Genomic DNA, 17,714 nt, shown 5'->3' with positions numbered 1-17,714 from the left:
GCCGAGTGAACGCGCCACACGACGAGGACTCCGGGTTCTCGCTCATGGAGACGATCATCGCGATGGTCATCTTCGCGCTCGTGGCTGTGGCCACCGCGGGAGTCCTCGTCAAGGCGGCGTCGCTCACCGGCGACAACCGCGGTCGGGCCACCGCCTCGAAGCTGGCCGCGGCTCAGATGGACGCGCTTCGTGGCGACGCCTACTCGGACCTGGTCAGCGACTCCCAGTCGGTGACCAGGTCCGGACGTGCGTTCACGATGAACACCCTCGTCACCCCTGTCTTCGACGACGGCAAGGGGGGGACGCGTGCGTGCACCGCGGGCGGCGTCGGCGGTGAGCTGTACAAGCGGGTCAGCGTCTCCATCAGCTGGCAGAACTCGAGCCAGGTCAAGCAGATCCGCAACGACACGATCATCCAGAACCCGGGGACTTCGGTGGACAGCACCAAGGGAGCCATCGCGGTCACGGTGATCGATTCCGGTGTCGGCAAAGCCTACCCGGAGCCGGTCACCCAGCAGGCGGTGTCGCTGAGCACGGGGGAGACGCGCTACACCGACGACTCGGGGTGCGCCTTCTTCGAGAACCTGGCCCCGATGGCGAGCCGGACCGTCACGGTGAGTTCGCCCGGGTGGGTCGACAACGCTCACAAGGCGCCCGCGACGAAGACGGTCGGCGTCACTGCCGGGATCATCGCCGCGACCTCGATCAGCTTCGACCAGGCGGTGACTCTGGGGCTGTCGTTCGCCCCGGTGGCTCAGACCCCGGGTGCCTACCAGATTCCGGCTGGTCTCAAGTACACCGTCGTCCCGCAGTTGTCGTTCAACGACCAGACCTTGCGCGTGCCGACGACCATTACCGGTGCCGCGGGGATGAGCCTCGCCCGCTGGCCCCAGGACAGCGGCTACTCCGCGTGGACCGGCACCTGCGGAACGGTCGCCGCCAATGTCACGAACATCGACGACACGTTGCCGGGGATGAACGTCAGCGCGGCCGTCGCCATGGGCGGGCTGACGGTGACGAACACGTCGACCACGAACCGCACGATCTACCTGGTCAACCAGGCCAGCGGCTGTGCCACCGAGTACTACACAGCAACTGTCGCAGCAGGTGTCGGTAAGACAACCCAGATCGCTCTGCCCTACGGGTCCTGGCGCTACGGCGGCAGCCTCACCAACCTCATCGGCTCGACCGTGACCATGGACCCGAGCAACCCCCTGCGGAGCGTGACGTGGTGAACCGAGCAGTTCGAGCTCTCCGGCGGAGGCTCGCCGGTGGCGGACCGCGGGACGCGGGGATCACGCTCGCCGAACTCACGGTCACGATGGTCATCGGGGGGATCCTCCTCGCCCTCGTCGCGACCGTGGTCGTCCAGGCCTACCAACTGCAGGGCAAGACGACTGCGCGCGAGAACGACACCACCGACGCCCAGATCGTCATGGACACCATGTCGCGGGCGCTGCGGGTGGCGGTCAGCTTGCCCGACCCCAGCGACAGCGACAAGTCGCTCCCGGCGTTCTCGGTGATCTCGCCGACGGAGGTGACCTTCACCACGAACCTCGGAGCCGACCCGAGCAGGGTCAACTACAAGCTGACGAACGGTGTCCTCACCCAGACGGTCTACAAGCCGGTGAAGGCCGGGCTGGGCAAGGCCTCGACCTTCGTCACGTCCGGAGCCAGCCGGCCCCTCTCCACCAAGGTCGTCCGCTCCGGCGGTGCAGCGTTGTTCAGCTACCAGTACCTCAGCGGCAACGACTGCACGGACACAGTGCCCGCTACTGACGCCATCTCGAAGGTCTGCGCCGTCCAGATCATGTTGACCGTCGACACCGACGGCTCAGGACCGCTGGTCGGGACCACCCTCGACGCTGTGGTCGTCAACCAGAACTTGAACAAGGACTGAGGAGGCTCGCGATGCGACACACCGACGACCGTGAAGAGCGCGACGCCGGCTTCGCCATGATCACCGTGGTGATCGCCATGGTGATGCTGCTCCTCGTCTCGTCCCTGGTCCTGACGACCGTACTGCGGAGCCAGTCGTTCCAGCGCAACCAGCAGGACTACGACGCAGCGCTGCAGGCGGCGCAGGCCGGTGTGGACGACTACGTGCAGCGCCTCAACGCCAGCGGCGGGACGTACTACCAGTTCGACGGGGTCACGACGTTCCCGCCAGCCACAGCCCCCAACAACGCCATGGGTTTCGACGGCAAGGGGAAGCCCAACTGGGCCGCGGTCGAGACGGGGGCGAAGGACGCGCGTGGTTCCTTCCACTACTCGATCGACACCTCCGCCTACACCGGGCGCGAGGCCAGTGGCTCCCTGCCGGCCGTCTCCGCCAACGGGATCCTGACGATCACCTCGACGGGTAGGGTCGGTGACGAGACCCGCACCGTGGTGAGTGCCGTCCGGCGCAACGGTTTCCTCGACAACCTGTACTACACGGTCTACGAGACGAAGGACCCGTTCCAGTACCCCTCGACCGGGACGCTGAACAAGACCTGGGCTGCGAGCAACTGCGCTGACTTCTACGGGACGCGCAGCACGTCGTGCGGCGACATCCAGTTCGGCAACGACACCCTCAGCGGGCCGGTCTACAGCCAGGACATCATGATGATCTGCAACGACGTGACCTTCAAGTCCAAGGTCATGACGTCGCACGCGCCCATGGGCGGCAAGTACTACCGGACCAACAACTGCGGCAGCACGAGCAACCAGAAGTTCATCTCCGGTGCCCCCGTCGCAGCCGCGACCCTGGACATGCCGTCGACGAACGGCGGTTTGAAGGCGCAGACGGCTCAGACGGCGATTCCGCGCGGCTGCCTGTACGTGGGTCCGACGGAGATCACCCTCAAGGGCAGCAAGATCTACGTCGAGAGCCCCTGGACCAAGATCGTCCGCCCCGAGTGCGCGCTCAAGACGTGGATCAGCATCCCGGCGAACGGGACGATCTACGTGGACAATGTGCCGTCGAACACCGCGGACGAGAACTACTGGAAGGCTACCGACGCAGGGAAGCCCACGTGCCCCTCGGTGGGCAACAACCTCGGCTACCCGATCGCCAACGAGAGCAACTTCAGCGACCTCGACCTCTACGGGTGCAAGGTGGGCGACGTCTTCATCCAGGAGGAGGGGGGCCTCAAGGCGAACGCTCTCGACGGCCGGCTCACGGTGGCGGCGAAGAACGACCTCATCATCACCGACAACATCGACTACAAGGACGGGACGGCTGGCAAGAGCCTGCTGGGTCTCATCGCCGAGCGGAACCTCTGGTACTGGCACCCCACCAACAGCACCGGGACCTTCGGCCAGGACCTCTGGTACGTCGGGAAGAACAGCGAGGACGGCCAGGCCCGCGTGTCTGCCGCACTGCTCAGCGTCCAGCACTCGGTCGGTCTGATGAACCCCGGTCGCGGGAGCTTCAGCGGGGTGAAGCTGTCGATCACCGGCAACATCACCCAGAGGTTCCGCGGCATCGTTCGCAACCAGTCCGGGTACGACAAGAACTACATCTACGACCCGCGGCTGCAGTACGACGCCCCGCCGCACTTCCTCGAACCGACGACCAGTTCGTTCATCGTCAAGGAGACGAGCGAACCCGCCCCCCTGTACCCCGCGAACTGATGACGACGTTCACCACCCTGGCGGCTGGACTCGCCGGCCTGCTCATCGGCTCATTTCTCAACGTGGTGGTGCACCGCGTCCCGAGGGGGGAGTCAGTGGTGGCGCCGGCGAGCCGCTGCCCGGGATGCGGCCACGCCATCCGTCGCCGGGACAACGTCCCGGTCTTCTCGTGGCTGGTGCTGCGGGGACGCTGCCGCGACTGCTCTGAGCCCATCAGCGCCCGCTACCCCGCCGTGGAGCTGGGGACGGCTCTGATGTTCGTCGGGGTGGCTGCCCTGGTGGGGCCCACCGCGGCCCTGCCCGCCTACCTGTACCTGGGGGCCATCGCGGTCGCGCTGGGGCTCATCGACCTCGACGTGCAACGGCTGCCGGACCAGATCGTCAAGCCCTCCTACGTGGTGGCGATCGTCCTGCTGGCCGGGGCGAGCTGGGGCACCGGCGACTGGGGGGCTCTCGCACGCGCTGGCATCGGCGGCGCCTCCTTGTGGGCCCTGTACATGCTCATCGTCCTCGTGAAACCCGGGGGCATGGGCCTCGGGGACGTCAAGCTCGCCGGTGTGCTCGGCCTCTACCTGGCCTGGTGGGGTTGGGACGCCCTGGCCGTCGGCGCGTTCGGCGCGTTCCTCATCGGAGGTGTCGTCGGGATCGCCGCCATGGTGTTCTCCGGAGCCGGCCGCAAGACCCGGATCCCCTTCGGCCCCTCGATGCTGGTAGCCGCCCTACTGGCCCTGGCGGTCGCTGCGCCCATCGCCGACTGGTACGTCGGGCTACTGGGGATTGCTCCATCCGCGTGATGCTGGTTCACCCTTCGTGCACCAGATCTCAAGGCCGGGCACTCAAGACCCGATCTTCACTGCAGAACGGAAGCGAGCCCGCGGGGCTCCCCACGAGAAGGAGGCGACGTGCCCGGACGAACCGCGATCGGTCTCGACATCGGGACGTCGGGCGTGCGCGCCGCGGAGCTGTCCTACGGACGCGGCGGCATCACGCTCGAGAAGTTCGGGCAGGTGGCGCTTCCGGACGGTGCGGTGCGCGACGGCGAGGTCATCGACCGTGCGGCTGTCGTCGACGCCATCAAGGCGCTCTGGAAGGGGAGCGGGTTCACCGGCAAGAAGGTCGCCCTCGGCGTGGCCAACCAACGGGTGGTCGTTCGCCAGATCGACCTGCCGTGGATGCCGGCCGCTGAGCTCAAGGCCTCTCTCCCCCTGCAGGTGCAGGACTACCTGCCCATGCCGGTGGACGAGTCGGTGCTGGACTTCCACGTCACCGAGGAACTCCAGCAGGACGGGCAGCGCGTGCTGCGCGGACTCCTGGTCGCCGCCTCGCGGGACATGGTCATGTCGAACGTCGCCGCGGTCGACAGCGCGGGACTCCGCACCGCGTCGGTGGACCTGACCTCCTTCGCCGTCCTGCGCAGCATGGGCAAGCCGCACGGTGAAGCCGCGACCGAGGCACTGCTCGACGTCGGGGCCCGGGTGTCGAACCTGGTCATCCACTCCGGTGGTCACCCGCGCTTCGTCCGCGTCCTGCTCAGCGGCGGTCAGGACGTCACCGACGCCGTCAGCGAACGCCTGGGCCTGCCGGCCACCGTCGCCGAAGTCGTCAAGCGCGGCGGGGTCGAAGAACTCACCGACGCCGAGCGTGGACTCGCTTCCAGCGCCGTCGACCTCATGCAGGAGGTCTTCGTCGACGAGATCCGCAGCTCCCTCGACTACTACGCGGCGTCCAACCCCCGCTTCCCGGTGGAACGCATCGTGATCTCCGGCGGTGGGTCCCTGCTGGGCGGGTTGGCCGAGCGCCTCGAGCAGGTGACGCGCCGGCCCGTCGTGACCGGCGAGCCGATCTCCGGTCTGCACATCGGCCGCACGGGTCTGGACGACGACCAGCTGCGCACCATCCAGCCCCTCGCCGCGGTTCCCGTCGGCCTCGCACTCGGAGTGATCTCATGAGTTTCCAGACGCTGGAAGCGGTGGCGACCCGGACTGCGGTCGTGCGTGTCAACCTCCTCCCCCCCGAGATCGAGGACGCCCGCCGGGCCAAGCGGCTCCGCGCGGGTCTGGGCGGAGCGCTCCTGCTCGTCGTCGCCGCGTCCGCGGCGGGGTACGCATTGACCCTCGGACACGTGTCCGACGCGCAGGCCGGCCTGGAAGCCGAACAGAGTCGCACAGCGGCCCTCCAGGCCGCCCAGCAGCCGTACGCCGAGGTGCCCGTGGTGCAGAAGCAGTTGCAGCAGCTCAGCGCGGTGAGGGACAGCGTCTCGGCCAACGACGTCTCCTGGTACCGCTACATCGACCAGGTCTCGGCCGGAGCCCCCGCCGACCTGTCGCTGACCTCGCTGGTCTTTGGACTGACGTCGACGGCGGACTCGTCCACCGCCGCGGACCCGCTGGCCGTCGCTGGCATCGGGACGTTGACGGTGAACGGCCAGACGAAGTCGCAGGGCCAGGTCGCGTCGTGGCTCGAGAGCCTGGCGACGGTCGACGGTCTCAGCGACCCGCGCCTGAGCAGTTCCGTCCTGGACCCCGCCAGCGGGGTCATCACCTTCACGACCGGCGCGACCGTGACGTCGGACGCCCTCAACACCCAGCAGTGATCCGCGAGACGACAGGAGGATCGACGACATGACGAGCAACAAGAACACGGCCTGGGTCGCCGGCGCCGGTGTCCTCGCGCTGCTGATGCTGGTTGCGAGCTACTTCCTGCTCATCGCACCCAAGCGTGCGGAAGCAGCCGACCTCGCCACCCAGACCGAGAGCGTGAAAGCCGGCAACGCCACCATCGAGCAGCGCACGGAGCTGTTGAAGGCGCAGTTCGCCACGTTGGACACCCAGCGCGGGGAACTCAGCCAGATCCAGTCGACGCTCCCGGGCAACGCCGAGGTGCCCCAGTTGCTGCGCACCCTCGAGGGATACGCCGGAACCGCGGGCATCACCCTGGTCAGCGTCGCCCCCGGCACGCCGGAGAACTTCGGCACCGACGCTGCGGACCCGACGTCCGCGACCGCGGCCGTCGACATCCCGCTGACGATCACGACCTCCGGGTCGTTCGCGCAGACCGAGCTCTTCGTCAAGAACGTGCAGGCCGACATGGGGCGCTACTTCCTCGTCGACAACGTGACCCTGCAGGTCGCCGACGGCAGCACCGCTGGGGTGACCAGCACCATCTCCGGCAAGATCTTCGTCCTGCGGGATGCGACCACGCAGACCCAGGACATGGCCACGGCGGGCACCGCCGCGAGCACCGAACCCGCAGCGCCAGCTTCGACTGAGACGGTGAGCTGATGAGCGAGCAGTTTCCTCCGACCGACGCGGAGAACCCCTTCGATGCAGGACGCACCCCGCGTGACCCCCGCGCGGTCAAGACGCTCCTCGCTGGTGTCGCCGGTGTAGCGGTCATCGGGGGCGGTGCCCTCGGTTTCGTCTGGCTGGGCAGTGCGCCCGGCGCCGACGCCTCGGCGCTCGGCGTGACCGGTGGCACCGTGTCCGTCCCGCAGGTGACGACAAGTCCGAGCACGACCGGCGACTCTGCGTTCGCGGCGAACGGGCGCGACATCTTCGCGGCCACCGTCGCTCCCTCGACCGCCGCTTCAGCGGTGGAGACTTCAGGGGCCAACAACGCCGCGGGGGTCTCCACGTCGTCGTCCACGCTGAACTCGGTGATCACCTTCGGGAGCGGGAGCAAGTCCTCCTCTTCATCCTCCTCCACGAAGGCCCCGACGAACGCATCCGGTTCCTCGAGCTCCTCGCCGGTCACGACCTCGGCCCCCGCCCCGGCCGCGACGGCCACCCCGACCGCCGGAGTACCCTGGACGGCTCCGAACGTCCGGTTCGCCGGCGCGAGCACGGACACGGCCGACTTCTGGGTCCGCGACGAACCGACCAAGGTCTCCCGGGGCACCACGATCGGTCTGACGACCACGGTCTTCGACTCCTACGCGACGGTCGCCACGACCGTCGTCGTGGAGGACATCAACGGGGTCAAGACCGAGAAACCCTCCACCGACGGCTACGCCGTCCTCCGCGCCGGGCAGGGTCTCCTGCAGGGGTGGATGTTGAAGAACCCCCCGGGGACCGACATCGTCCCGGTGGACCTCCCGGGCGCGGCCGTCGGCAACACCCAGGGGACGATCAAGGTCTACGAGGTCGGGAACTACGGTCCGATCAACGGTGACGGTGCCCGCATCTCGGTGAACGGCGCGGCACCGGTCTACGTGAAGGCCAAGGCCCAGATTCCGGGTACGGACTTCACCTACGCGCCCGACGCGGCCGCGAAGGCCTTCGCCACCACCACCATCAGCAAGACGCGCAACGACTTCGCCGTCCTCTCCGACGGGTCCGGCCGCATCTACTTCGGTCTCATCGGTGCTGGCGAGGACGCAGGTATCCGCTACTGACGGGCCAGGGGGACCGACCCCGTGGTCGATCCCCCACCCGCCGGTCGTCCGGCGGCTCAGACAACCCACGCTGTTCCACGTCGGCCGACAGGCCCGCAGGAGGTTCCCATGTCCCGCCCCACCACCCGCCAAGCCCGGCGGCTCGTCACCATCGCCGCCCTCACCGGCTTGTCGATGGGGCTAGTCCTCAACTCCGCCGTCGCCTCGCCGCTGCGCGGTGACCGTCTCGCCGGTGCCGACCGCTACGAGACAGCCGTCGCCCTGCGCAACATCGGCTACTACGACACCGTCTACCTCGTCACCGGCGGGAACTTCCCCGACGGTCTGGCGGCCGGCGCTGTCGCGGGCCAGCTCGGCGGCAGTGTCCTGCTGACCACCAAGGACCGGGTTCCCCCGAGCACCGCGGAACTCATCAGCTACGCCCGCAAGATCGTCGTCGTCGGCGATGAAGGCGTCATCAGTGCCAAGGTGTGGACCTGGCTGCAGGAGAACACCAAGGCCTCCATCACCCGGATCGCGGGCTCGGACCGCTTCGACACCGCAGCGAAGCTGTCGGCCGAAGCGAAGCGGGGCGACGGGTCGGCGCTGTTCACGCCCGGTCTGCGCGAAGTCCTCATCGCCACCGGCGCCGACTACCCCGACGCCCTGACCGGTGGCGCGGCGGCGGCCAAGATCGATTCCCCGTTGCTGCTCACCGGCCGGGACTCGCTGCCCGCAGCGACCCTGGCCGAGTTGAAGCGTCTCGCGCCTCAAAAGATCACCGTCGTCGGTGGCGCCGGATCGGTGTCCGACGCGGTCCTCACGCAGTTGAACACGGTGGCCCCCACCGGTCGCATCGCTGGTGCGGACCGGTACCAGACCGCGCGCCGGCTCAACGAGGCGTACTTCCCCGCCGGGGCTCCCATGGCCGTGGTCACCACGGGTACCGGCTACGCCGACGCCCTCGCCGCCTCCGCGAAGGCCGGGCGCGAGGGTGGACCGCTGCTGCTGTCGGACCCGTTGTGCATGCCGCAGGACACGAACGTCGCGATCGAGCAGACCGACGCCGAGATCGTCTGGATCGCCGGTGGCGAGCAGACCCTGACCGAGGACGTGGCGCTGCGCACCGCGTGCCAGGCGCCAGGTACCGCGCCGAAGACCTACCTGCACTCCCTGACCCGGGAGACCGGAAACGCGAAGGCCTTGCAGGCCCACCCGTTCCTCGGCGGTTCCGTCTTCCCGCGGACGCTCACCTACGACACGGACCAGCGCAACAGCGACTACGCGACCTGGAACATCGGCGGGAACTTCGCCCGGTTCACCACCACGGTGGGACTGGGGGACGGGGTCACCTCGGCCCTGGTCTCCGACGTGCAGGTCTGGGGTGACGACCGCCTCCTCTGGTCCGGCCAGGTGAAGGCGGGCGTGAACCTCCCCGTCGACGTCGCGGTCCGCGGGGTGCACCACCTCAAGCTCACCACGACCACCCGCGGTGGTCTGAACCCCGACACCGGGAACCAGGACGTGTCCGCGAACTACGTCTACTTCGGCGACGCCGCCGTCAACTGACGACGTCCCCTGAGGCCCGCACCCCACCGGGGTACGGGCCTCAGCCGTTGCCGGGCCTAGGATCGTCGGGTCAACCGCTGCCCACCGCAGGAGCCCATCCGTGATCGTGCTCGTCGGCTTCATGGGTGCCGGCAAGACGACTGTCGGTCGTCTCCTGGCCGACCGCCTCGGGCTGCCGTTCGTCGACACCGACCTCGTCATCGAGGACCGTGAAAAACGGCCCATCCCGGAGATCTTCGCCACCGACGGTGAGCCCGCCTTCCGCGACGCCGAGCAGGCCGCCGTCGCCGAGGTCCTGAGCGGTCCGGAAGCCGTCGTTTCCCTCGGTGGGGGCGCCTGCGGTCGCGAAGCGACCCGCGAGGTCCTGCGCGCGCACACTGTCGTCCACCTCGACGTCTCCTTCACCCAGGCGAAGCAGCGGACCGCGGGGGACCTGTACCGGCCGATGCTGCACCGGCCCGGGCTCGAGGACCTGCACGCCGAGCGGCGGGCCGTCTTCCAGGACATCGCCGATGTCGACGTTGACACCGACGGGCGCCGAGCCGAGTCGGTCGCGCTCCAGGCCCTCGACGTGGTCACCGGTCGCGACGGGTTCCTCGTCGCTCCGCCGGGTGGCACCTACCGGGTGCTGGTCCGCTCCGGGTTGCTGGCCGACGTCGGTGCCCAGCTGCCCCCGGGTGGGGTGGTGCTCGTCGTGGCGCGCGCCGGTGAACCCTCGCTCCCGGCCGTGCTGGCGAGCCTCGGCCGACCGGCCACCGTCGTGGAACTGCCTCTCGGGCCGGTGAAGACGCTCGGCACGTACGGTCTCCTCGCCGGCCGCGCCGCCGAGGTGGCGCTGCACCCCGAGGACCTGGTCCTCGCCGTCGGTGACGAGGCGGTCATTGACGTCGCCGGGTTCCTGGCCGCCACCTACAACTGCGGCGTGCGCTGGGCGGTCGTGCCGCGGTCGCTGGAGGCGCTCGTCGACTCCTCGATCGGCGGGGAGGTCGCGATAGACCTGCCCCAGGCCCGCAACCTCCTCGGCGCGGTCCACCAGCCCGTCGCCGTGCTCAGCGATCCCGATGGGATCTCACCCTCCACCGACCCGCGGTTCGGAGCCGGTCTCGCAGAGGCGGTGAAGGCCGCGCTCGTCGCAGACCCCACCGACCTGGAACTGCTCGTAGGCAGTGCGCCCGCTGTCCTCGCGGGGGAGCCCGACGCGGTAGCGGCCCTGGCGCGACGAGCCGTCGCAACGAAGGCCCGCATCGTCACCACGGGCGAACGTGAGGCCGCTCGACTGCACTTGAACTACGGGCACACGTTCTCGCACGCCTTCGAGCAGTTGCTCGCCGACGACACCGACGCCCTGGCGCTGGGGTTGATGGCTGCTGCGCAGCTGGCCCGGCGGCTGGGGATGCTCGACGACGCCGGGGTCGAGCTCCACCGCACGGCGTTGCGCGCATTCGGACTGCCGACCGCAGGGCGTTTCGTTACCGCCGATCTGCAACCGTTCTGGTTGCGGGACAAAAAGTTCAAGGACGGAGTCCGGTTCGTGCTGCTGCGCGGCCCGGGCCGACCCGAGGCGGGAGTCCCCGCCGACGACGACGCACTCACCGGTGCGCTGAACGACCTCGCGGAGGACAGATGACCACCCCAAGCACCAATCAGGAACCCGTTCGCATCACCGTTCCCGGCGAAGCTCCGTACGACGTCCTGATCGGCCGGGGACTCCTCGGAGAACTCCGTGGGCTGCTCGGACCGAAGGTCGCGAAGGTCCTCGTCGTGCATCCGCGCGCGTTGCGCAGCACCGGGGAGGCCGTGCGTGACGACCTCGTGGGGCAGGGCCTCGAGGCGATCCTCGCCGAGGTCCCCGACGGCGAGGAGGCGAAGTCAGCCGAGGTCGCGGCCTTCTGCTGGACGGTGCTGGGGCAGTCCGACTTCACCCGCTCCGACGCCGTCGTCGGTGTCGGCGGGGGAGCGGTCACCGACCTCGCGGGTTTCGTCGCGGCGACCTGGTTGCGCGGGGTCCGCGTGGTGCAGGTGCCGACGACGTTGCTGGCCATGGTCGACGCGGCGGTGGGGGGCAAGACGGGGATCAACACCGCGGAGGGCAAGAACCTCGTCGGTTCGTTCCACCCGCCGGCCGGGGTGCTGTGCGACCTCGACGCCCTCGACACGCTGCCCGCGCACGACCTGCGGGCCGGGCTGGCCGAGGTCGTCAAGTGCGGTTTCATCGCCGATGACCGGATCCTGGAGCTCCTCGAGGCCGACGTCGCCGCGGCGACCGACCCGCACTCCCCGGTGCTCGCGGAACTCGTCGAGCGCGCCGTCCGGGTCAAGGCCCGCGTCGTGGGGGAGGACCTCAAGGAGTCCGACCTGCGCGAGATCCTGAACTACGGGCACACTTTCGCCCACGCCGTGGAACTCGTCGAGCGCTACCAGTGGCGCCACGGCGCGGCCGTCAGCGTCGGCTTGGTCTACGTCGCCGAACTCGCACGGATGGCGGGCCGGTTGTCCGACGCGGACGCCGACCGCCACAAGGCTGTGCTGCAGTCCCTCGGACTGCCCACCACCTACCGCGGCGACCGGTGGCCGCAGCTGCTCGACGCGATGAAGCGGGACAAGAAGTCTCGGGGTGCGCTGCTGCGGTTCGTGGTCCTGGACGGGATCGGGAAGCCCTCCCGGTTGGAGGGCCCCGATCCCGCCATGCTGCAGGCGGCCTACGCCGAGATCAGTGCTGAGTGACGCCGTTCAGCAACCCTCGCGGCTGAACGTCGCGGCCGAGGAGTAGTACCAGGGCTGAGAGTCACCGTCGGCGGCCCGACCGCCGAGGCAGAACCCCTGGGTGTCAGCGGCCAGGATCGCGACGTCGCTCGCGGGCTCGGCGATGCCCAGCGCCAGCGGGTCGGCGGTGTAGGTGCCGTTGGCCGCCCAGTAGTTCTGCTCGGCGGTGGCCACGTTCTGCAGGTCCGTCTTGACGGCCGTGTCGGTGGCCTTGGCGCGCTCGTTGAGGAGGACGGGGACGGCCACCGCGGCGACGATCGCCAGCAGGACGAAGGCGACGATCGCGCACCCCAGACCGATCAGGACCTTCACCCAGGTCGGGGTCCGGGGTGTGGTGGCGTAGGAGCTCAGGGCGTGCGTCGGCGCGCCGGACGGTGCTGCCGGGTTCGTCGGAGTCTCCGTCCGTCGATGACTCGCGAAGAACTGGGCGTTGGGGTCGAACGAGGACACGGCTACCTCCAGGTGGGTTGCAGGGAGTTTCGGGTCCTGGTGCGCCCTGCTTGAGATCGTTCAGCCGAGGGTCCGGACGAATGGCCCCCGAGAATCAGCCGCAGGCCTTGTCGGAGACACCGATGACCGGGGTGTAGTAGAGGACGACTCCGCCCGTGACGGACGTCCCCTTGAGGCAGTATCCGTTCGGCGTGACGCCGACGACCGTGACCTGGTTGATGGTCTTGGGGATGCTGAGCGAGCCGAAGTCGTTGCCGTAGGTCCCGTTGAGCCTGAAGTAGCTGGCCTGGCCGGCGGCGACGCCGGCCAGGTCGGCGCTGACGGCCTGGATTTCTTTGGCGTGCACCCTTTCCATGACGACGGGATAGCCGTACTTCGCCCCGATCGCCCCGATGGTGAGCACCACGGCCGCGGTCAAGAGCGTCTTCAACGGATTGCGGCCGGCCCGCCGGGGAACGGCTTCGGTCCGCGGCACTTCGAACGGACGGCTGTTCCCAGGGTTGAACACGGGAGCCCGGGGGGCGTAGAAGTCGTCGCCACCGGTGGGTGCGTTGTTCATCGCGGGTCCCTTCGTGGTGCTGCGGGCGCGCCTCTTGCGTGGCCCGAGGACTGCATCGACCGTTCCGTCGCCGATCTCCAGCTCCACGCCGGGAGGTCACCCGTCGGCACTAGCCGCAGGTAGTACCGCTGAACCCGCGGTCGGGGGAGTAGAAGACCGCCGACTCTGTCCCCGGGTCGTAGGCCCCCACGCAGAAGCTGCCCTCGTCCGCCTGCACGATGGCCAGGTCGTCGTCGCGCCCTGCGAGGCCGAGATCGGCGAGCTGGGTCGTGTAGTCGCCGTGGGCGGCCCTCCAGGCGTTCTGCGCGGTCGCCACCTGCTGCAACTGCTCCCGCAGGTCCGTCGCGGCGCTGGAGGCCCGGTCGTCGAGGACGACGGGGAGGGTGGCGGCGCTCGCCAGCCCGAGGACGAGCAGCACCCCGGCGCCCACGACGACGGTGCGGTGCGGTCGTCGACCCGGCCGCTCGGGGTCGGGGCGGGTGGGGGTCTCCACGTACAGGCTCACACGCGGTCTCCTCTCCCTGGTCCGACGTCGGCGGTGGTGGCTGGGGCGTTGCCCAGGAGTGATCGGGCGGGGTGTCCGCGTGACTGAGGTCCGGAGCCTCCGGGCCACCCGGACGCGCATCCCACTCCACCGTCCGGCCCAACGGACGCCCCTGCAGGCTGGGCGCAGGGTGATCGCCGGGACACCCGGACGCCACCCGTGCGGACGGGACGGGGGCCGTGCGCTCGGTAGGATGCATCAGCTACACCCGCGCCCGTTCCCGGTCGCCGGGTGATCGACGGACAACGAGATGGACTGAGAGACGACGTGGCATCGACGAACGACCTGAAGAACGGCACCGTGCTGAACCTCGACGGCAACCTCTGGGCCGTGGTCGAGTTCCAGCACGTGAAGCCCGGCAAGGGCGGGGCCTTCGTCCGGACCAAGCTCAAGAACGTCCTCTCCGGCAAGGTCGTGGACCGCACCTTCAACGCCGGCTCCAAGGTGGAGACCGCGACGGTCGACAAGCGCGACATGCAGTACCTGTACAAGGACGGCGAGGACTTCGTCTTCATGGACTCCGCCACCTACGACCAGCTCTACGTCAGCGCGACCACCGTCGGTGACGCCGCCAACTACATGCTCGAGTCCACCGAGGCCATGGTCGCGACGCACGAGGGCACCCCCCTCTACGTCGAGCTGCCGGCGTCGGTCGTCCTCGAGATCACCTACACCGAGCCCGGACTGCAGGGTGACCGCTCCACCGGTGGCACCAAGCCCGCGACGGTGGAGACGGGCTACGAGATCCAGGTCCCGCTGTTCCTCGAGACCGGCACCAAGGTCAAGGTGGACACCCGCTCGGGCGACTACCTCGGCCGCGTCAACGACTGATGGCTGCCCGCCGCAAGGCACGCACACGCGCGCTGGAGGTCCTCTTCGAGGCCGACCAGCGCGGGCTGGCACCCCTCGACGTCCTCAAGGACAAGATCGTCCGCGCCGACCCGCCCGTGGGCGAGTACGCGGTCACCCTCGTCGAGGGCGTCGTCGCCCAGCAGGCCCGCATCGACGAGATCCTCTCGACGTACTCGATGGGCTGGACGATCGACCGGATGCCGGCGGTCGACCGCGCGATGCTCCGCATCGGGGTCTGGGAGATCCTGCACGCCCCCGACGTCCCCGACCACGTCGCCGTCAGCGAGGCCGTGGAGATCGCGCAGGACCTCTCGACGGACGAGTCCCCGAAGTTCGTGAACGGGCTCCTGGCCCGGATCGCCGAGCTCAAGGAGACGCTCTCCGCCTGAGTGGGTGGGCGTGCTGGAGGGGGATCGTTGCCTCCCCGATGACGTAGAGCGTCATCGCGGAGGCAACGATCCCCCTCCGCGTCAGCCGACCCGTCGGGCGGCGATAGCGAGGGTCGCGCTCAGTTGCCGGAGGAACCCCTCCATGTCGGCGAGGACGTCGGCGGGGGCGATGGAGACGAGCAGGATCCCGGCTTCCGCGTAGGCCCGCTGCTTCGCCTGGGTACGCCGGATGTCGTGGGGCGTCGAGTGCCAACGGATCCCGTCGACCTCGAGCGCGACGCCGAGCTCAGGCCAGTACGCGTCGGCCTCGCCGACGACCAGGCCGTTCACGACCACCGTCTCGTTCCAGAGCGGCTGCGGCAGGCCGGACGCCGAGATCGCACGGAGAACGGTCGCCTCCGCGGTGCTCCTGACCCCGGCCGACACCTCGCCCAGGACGAGACGGGCGTCGGCAGTGCGTTGCGTCGGTCCGTCGAGGACCTCGTCCCTCAACTCCTCCACCGTGCAGCGCCGCTGGTGCAGGGTCGCGCCGAAGATCTCGCGGATGCGCTCGAGGTCGGCGCCGTGCCGGGCGGCGTCGGCAGCGGCTCGCGCGGGAGGAACGACGGGGAGGCCGCGCCGCAGACTGGTGGTGGCCTCGCGCTGGGTGCGTTCGACGGTGACGAATCCCGTGGACAGGCGTTTCCGGGTCCACGGGATGAGCACGAGGATCTGGTCCCCGATGGCGATCCGATCGCCGGTGACGCCCAGGACCTCGAGCGCGTGCTCTCCGCTCAGGACCGCAGCCGGACCGCAGTAGCCCAGGGCGCCGAGGCGTCGTTGACGCCGCGACAGCGTGCCGCGGTGGCCGGCGACGACGCCGGGGAGGACACGCTGCCAGGGGCCCCTGCTCGCCCACCGCGCGATGGTCTTGATCGGCATCCCCAACGCCCTCAGCTGCGCGTGCGTCGCGATGCGGTCGTTCTCCCGGAGGAGCGCTTCGACAGCGTCCGGGTCGAAAGTCCGTCGAGTCACACCGAGGATGTTCGGGCGGAACGATCGCCCACGTGTCGTGCTGCGATGCGGGGTGTGGACGGCCGGGTGCTCAAGGCGGCTGTGGAGACGGCGCCGTCACCCCTCCGGTGGGATCGTTGCCTCCCCGGTGACGTCTAGTGGCCTCGGGGAGGCAACGATCCCACCCCCGGGGCGCCGACAACGCCGAACGGCCCGGGCCCCACGGGGGGACCGGGCCGTCAGCGTTCGGGTGGGATCAGCCGTGCTCGACGGCGCGACGCGCGTCGGCGTTGAGCACGCCCCAGGCGATGAACTCGTCGCACAACGTCGTCGCGGGGACGTCGTAGATGACGGCGAGGGTGCGGAGGTCGTCGGCGCGGATCGAGAGGACCCGGCCGTTGTAGTCGCCACGCTGGGACTGGATGGTCTTCGCATAGCGGTCGAGGGGGCCGGCCTTCTCGGCGGGGACCTCCTGGAGACGCTCGAGGTCGAGCACGAGCCGCGGCGGCGGCTCGGAGCTGCCCTGCGGGGCGCCTTCGGGAAGCAGAGCCGAGACGGGGACTCCGTAGAAGTCCGCGAGTTCTGCCAGTCGCTGGACGGTCACTGCACGGTCGCCACGTTCGTAAGAACCGACGACGACAGCCTTCCACCGTCCCTCGGACTTCTCTTCGACGCCGTGCAGGGACAGACCCTGTTGAGTACGGATGGCGCGAAGGCGCGATCCGAGTGCGCGGGAGTAGTCCGATGCCATACGAGAATCGTCACGGAGCGTGAACGTCTTCGTCAAGCTGACCTGCCGTTTCCCACCCTGTTCTCAGAGATTCACCACTCTCTCGGCACTCCAGCCATTACTCCGTGTGAGCGTTTGACCCCGCAACGACAGCTCTCGGGAGTCGAGGCGCCCCCGCACGAGGACACCAGCCTGCTCCTGTAAGGTCCCCGGTGACCAGCACCCACCGTCACGACGAGGTGGGGAGCCGGTGAAGACGTCCTTTAAGGATCCGTCCAGTGAGGCGGGGAAGGAGGTCGCAGTGAGCGCTGCCCATGACCAGGCAGACCCGTCCGCCCAGGGCAGGGTGCTCCTCGAAGGAGCCGACATCTCCCGTGCCGTGTCGCGCATCGCGCACGAGCTGCTGGAGACCAACCGGGGTGCGGACGATCTCGTCCTGCTCGGCATCCCCACCCGCGGGGTCCCCCTCGCGAAGCGACTGGCGGCCAGGCTGGCCGAGGTCGAGGGACGCACCGTCCCGACCGGCTCCCTCGACGTGACGATGTACCGCGACGACCTGCGCCGCCACCCCACCCGCGAGCTGCTCCCCACGGAGCTGCCGGCCGGCGGGATCGACGACAAGGTCGTGGTCCTCGTCGACGACGTCCTCTACTCCGGGCGGACCATCCGGGCCGCCCTCGACGCCCTGAACGACCTCGGCCGCCCCCGTGCGGTCCGTCTCGCCGTCCTCGTCGACCGCGGTCACCGCGAGCTGCCGATCCGCGCCGACCACGTCGGCAAGAACCTCCCGACCTCCTCGACCGAGCGCGTCAGCGTCCTGCTGAGCGAGCTCGACGGCCGCGACGCGGTCATGATCACGGGAGGCCCCCAGTGAC

19 protein-coding genes are annotated in these 17,714 nt (G+C 69.4%); 14 read left to right on the top strand and 5 right to left on the bottom strand.

Going from position 1 to position 17,714, the window contains the following annotated elements:
• The first annotated feature begins 5 nt into the window (after positions 1–5).
• From AC0I8G_RS07130 to aroB, 11 genes are all read left to right on the top strand, one after another.
• Complete coding sequence (locus AC0I8G_RS07130; protein WP_471729302.1) at positions 6–1,235, top strand: type IV pilus modification PilV family protein; 1,230 nt, start codon at positions 6–8, stop codon at positions 1,233–1,235.
• On the top strand, positions 1,232–1,900 hold the full coding sequence (locus AC0I8G_RS07125) for a PilW family protein (protein WP_471729301.1): 669 nt from the start codon (positions 1,232–1,234) through the stop codon (positions 1,898–1,900). Before AC0I8G_RS07130 ends, AC0I8G_RS07125 begins: the two co-directional genes overlap by 4 nt.
• An 11-nt stretch (positions 1,901–1,911) precedes the next feature.
• The gene (locus AC0I8G_RS07120) at positions 1,912–3,618 is read left to right on the top strand and encodes a hypothetical protein (RefSeq protein WP_471729300.1); all 1,707 of its coding nucleotides are present in this window, start codon (positions 1,912–1,914) and stop codon (positions 3,616–3,618) included.
• Complete coding sequence (locus AC0I8G_RS07115; RefSeq protein WP_471729299.1) at positions 3,618–4,412, top strand: prepilin peptidase; 795 nt, start codon at positions 3,618–3,620, stop codon at positions 4,410–4,412. The genes AC0I8G_RS07120 and AC0I8G_RS07115 overlap by 1 nt, the downstream gene beginning before the upstream one ends.
• Positions 4,413–4,520: 108 nt before the next feature.
• Positions 4,521–5,567 carry a type IV pilus assembly protein PilM gene (gene pilM, locus AC0I8G_RS07110; protein WP_471729298.1) on the top strand — a complete coding sequence of 349 codons (1,047 nt, stop codon included), beginning with the start codon at positions 4,521–4,523 and terminating at the stop codon, positions 5,565–5,567.
• Positions 5,564–6,211 carry a PilN domain-containing protein gene (locus tag AC0I8G_RS07105; RefSeq protein WP_471729297.1) on the top strand — a complete coding sequence of 216 codons (648 nt, stop codon included), beginning with the start codon at positions 5,564–5,566 and terminating at the stop codon, positions 6,209–6,211. Before pilM ends, AC0I8G_RS07105 begins: the two co-directional genes overlap by 4 nt.
• Before the next feature lie 28 nt (positions 6,212–6,239).
• Positions 6,240–6,899: a type 4a pilus biogenesis protein PilO gene (gene pilO / locus AC0I8G_RS07100; RefSeq protein WP_471729296.1), complete on the top strand. Its 660-nt coding sequence runs from the start codon at positions 6,240–6,242 to the stop codon at positions 6,897–6,899.
• Entirely contained in the window at positions 6,899–8,011 is a 1,113-nt protein-coding gene (locus AC0I8G_RS07095) for a hypothetical protein (protein WP_471729295.1), read from the top strand. The genes pilO and AC0I8G_RS07095 overlap by 1 nt, the downstream gene beginning before the upstream one ends.
• A gap of 108 nt (positions 8,012–8,119) precedes the next feature.
• Positions 8,120–9,559 carry a cell wall-binding repeat-containing protein gene (locus tag AC0I8G_RS07090; protein WP_471729294.1) on the top strand — a complete coding sequence of 480 codons (1,440 nt, stop codon included), beginning with the start codon at positions 8,120–8,122 and terminating at the stop codon, positions 9,557–9,559.
• A gap of 100 nt (positions 9,560–9,659) precedes the next feature.
• Positions 9,660–11,186 (top strand): shikimate kinase, encoded by a 1,527-nt coding sequence (locus tag AC0I8G_RS07085; RefSeq protein ID WP_471729293.1) that lies wholly within the window; start codon positions 9,660–9,662, stop codon positions 11,184–11,186.
• Entirely contained in the window at positions 11,183–12,283 is a 1,101-nt protein-coding gene (aroB, locus tag AC0I8G_RS07080; RefSeq protein ID WP_471729292.1) for a 3-dehydroquinate synthase, read from the top strand. Before AC0I8G_RS07085 ends, aroB begins: the two co-directional genes overlap by 4 nt.
• Before the next feature lie 6 nt (positions 12,284–12,289).
• Here the strand turns inward: aroB and AC0I8G_RS07075 are convergent, their stop codons facing one another.
• The 3 genes from AC0I8G_RS07075 to AC0I8G_RS07065 all read right to left on the bottom strand — a co-directional run bounded on the left by AC0I8G_RS07075 (position 12,290) and on the right by AC0I8G_RS07065 (position 13,836).
• A complete protein-coding gene (locus tag AC0I8G_RS07075; protein WP_471729291.1) occupies positions 12,290–12,772 on the bottom strand; it encodes a hypothetical protein in 483 nt (160 codons plus the stop codon).
• Positions 12,773–12,866: 94 nt separating this feature from the next.
• Positions 12,867–13,418, bottom strand: coding sequence for a hypothetical protein (locus AC0I8G_RS07070; RefSeq protein WP_471729290.1), 552 nt, complete (start codon positions 13,416–13,418; stop codon positions 12,867–12,869).
• 22 nt (positions 13,419–13,440) lie between these two features.
• A complete protein-coding gene (locus tag AC0I8G_RS07065) occupies positions 13,441–13,836 on the bottom strand; it encodes a hypothetical protein (RefSeq protein ID WP_471729289.1) in 396 nt (131 codons plus the stop codon).
• Positions 13,837–14,142: 306 nt separating this feature from the next.
• On the opposite strand from AC0I8G_RS07065, the gene efp reads away from it, so the two are divergent.
• Together efp and nusB are read left to right on the top strand one after the other, a co-directional pair.
• Positions 14,143–14,706 carry an elongation factor P gene (gene efp / locus AC0I8G_RS07060; RefSeq protein ID WP_380256261.1) on the top strand — a complete coding sequence of 188 codons (564 nt, stop codon included), beginning with the start codon at positions 14,143–14,145 and terminating at the stop codon, positions 14,704–14,706.
• Complete coding sequence (gene nusB / locus AC0I8G_RS07055) at positions 14,706–15,116, top strand: transcription antitermination factor NusB (protein WP_328295909.1); 411 nt, start codon at positions 14,706–14,708, stop codon at positions 15,114–15,116. Before efp ends, nusB begins: the two co-directional genes overlap by 1 nt.
• An 81-nt stretch (positions 15,117–15,197) precedes the next feature.
• On the opposite strand, the gene AC0I8G_RS07050 is transcribed toward nusB, so the two are convergent.
• Together AC0I8G_RS07050 and bldD are read right to left on the bottom strand one after the other, a co-directional pair.
• Positions 15,198–16,130: a hypothetical protein gene (locus AC0I8G_RS07050; RefSeq protein ID WP_471729288.1), complete on the bottom strand. Its 933-nt coding sequence runs from the start codon at positions 16,128–16,130 to the stop codon at positions 15,198–15,200.
• Between the two features lie 235 nt (positions 16,131–16,365).
• Positions 16,366–16,860 (bottom strand): transcriptional regulator BldD, encoded by a 495-nt coding sequence (gene bldD / locus AC0I8G_RS07045; protein WP_106206055.1) that lies wholly within the window; start codon positions 16,858–16,860, stop codon positions 16,366–16,368.
• 280 nt (positions 16,861–17,140) lie between these two features.
• Between bldD and pyrR the strand changes: the two genes are divergently transcribed.
• On the top strand, positions 17,141–17,713 hold the full coding sequence (pyrR, locus tag AC0I8G_RS07040; protein WP_380256265.1) for a bifunctional pyr operon transcriptional regulator/uracil phosphoribosyltransferase PyrR: 573 nt from the start codon (positions 17,141–17,143) through the stop codon (positions 17,711–17,713).
• Position 17,714 lies beyond the last annotated feature (1 nt).

This window comes from Kineococcus sp. AC630 (assembly GCF_979255925.1).
This window is presented reverse-complemented; position numbering and strand designations above follow the sequence as displayed.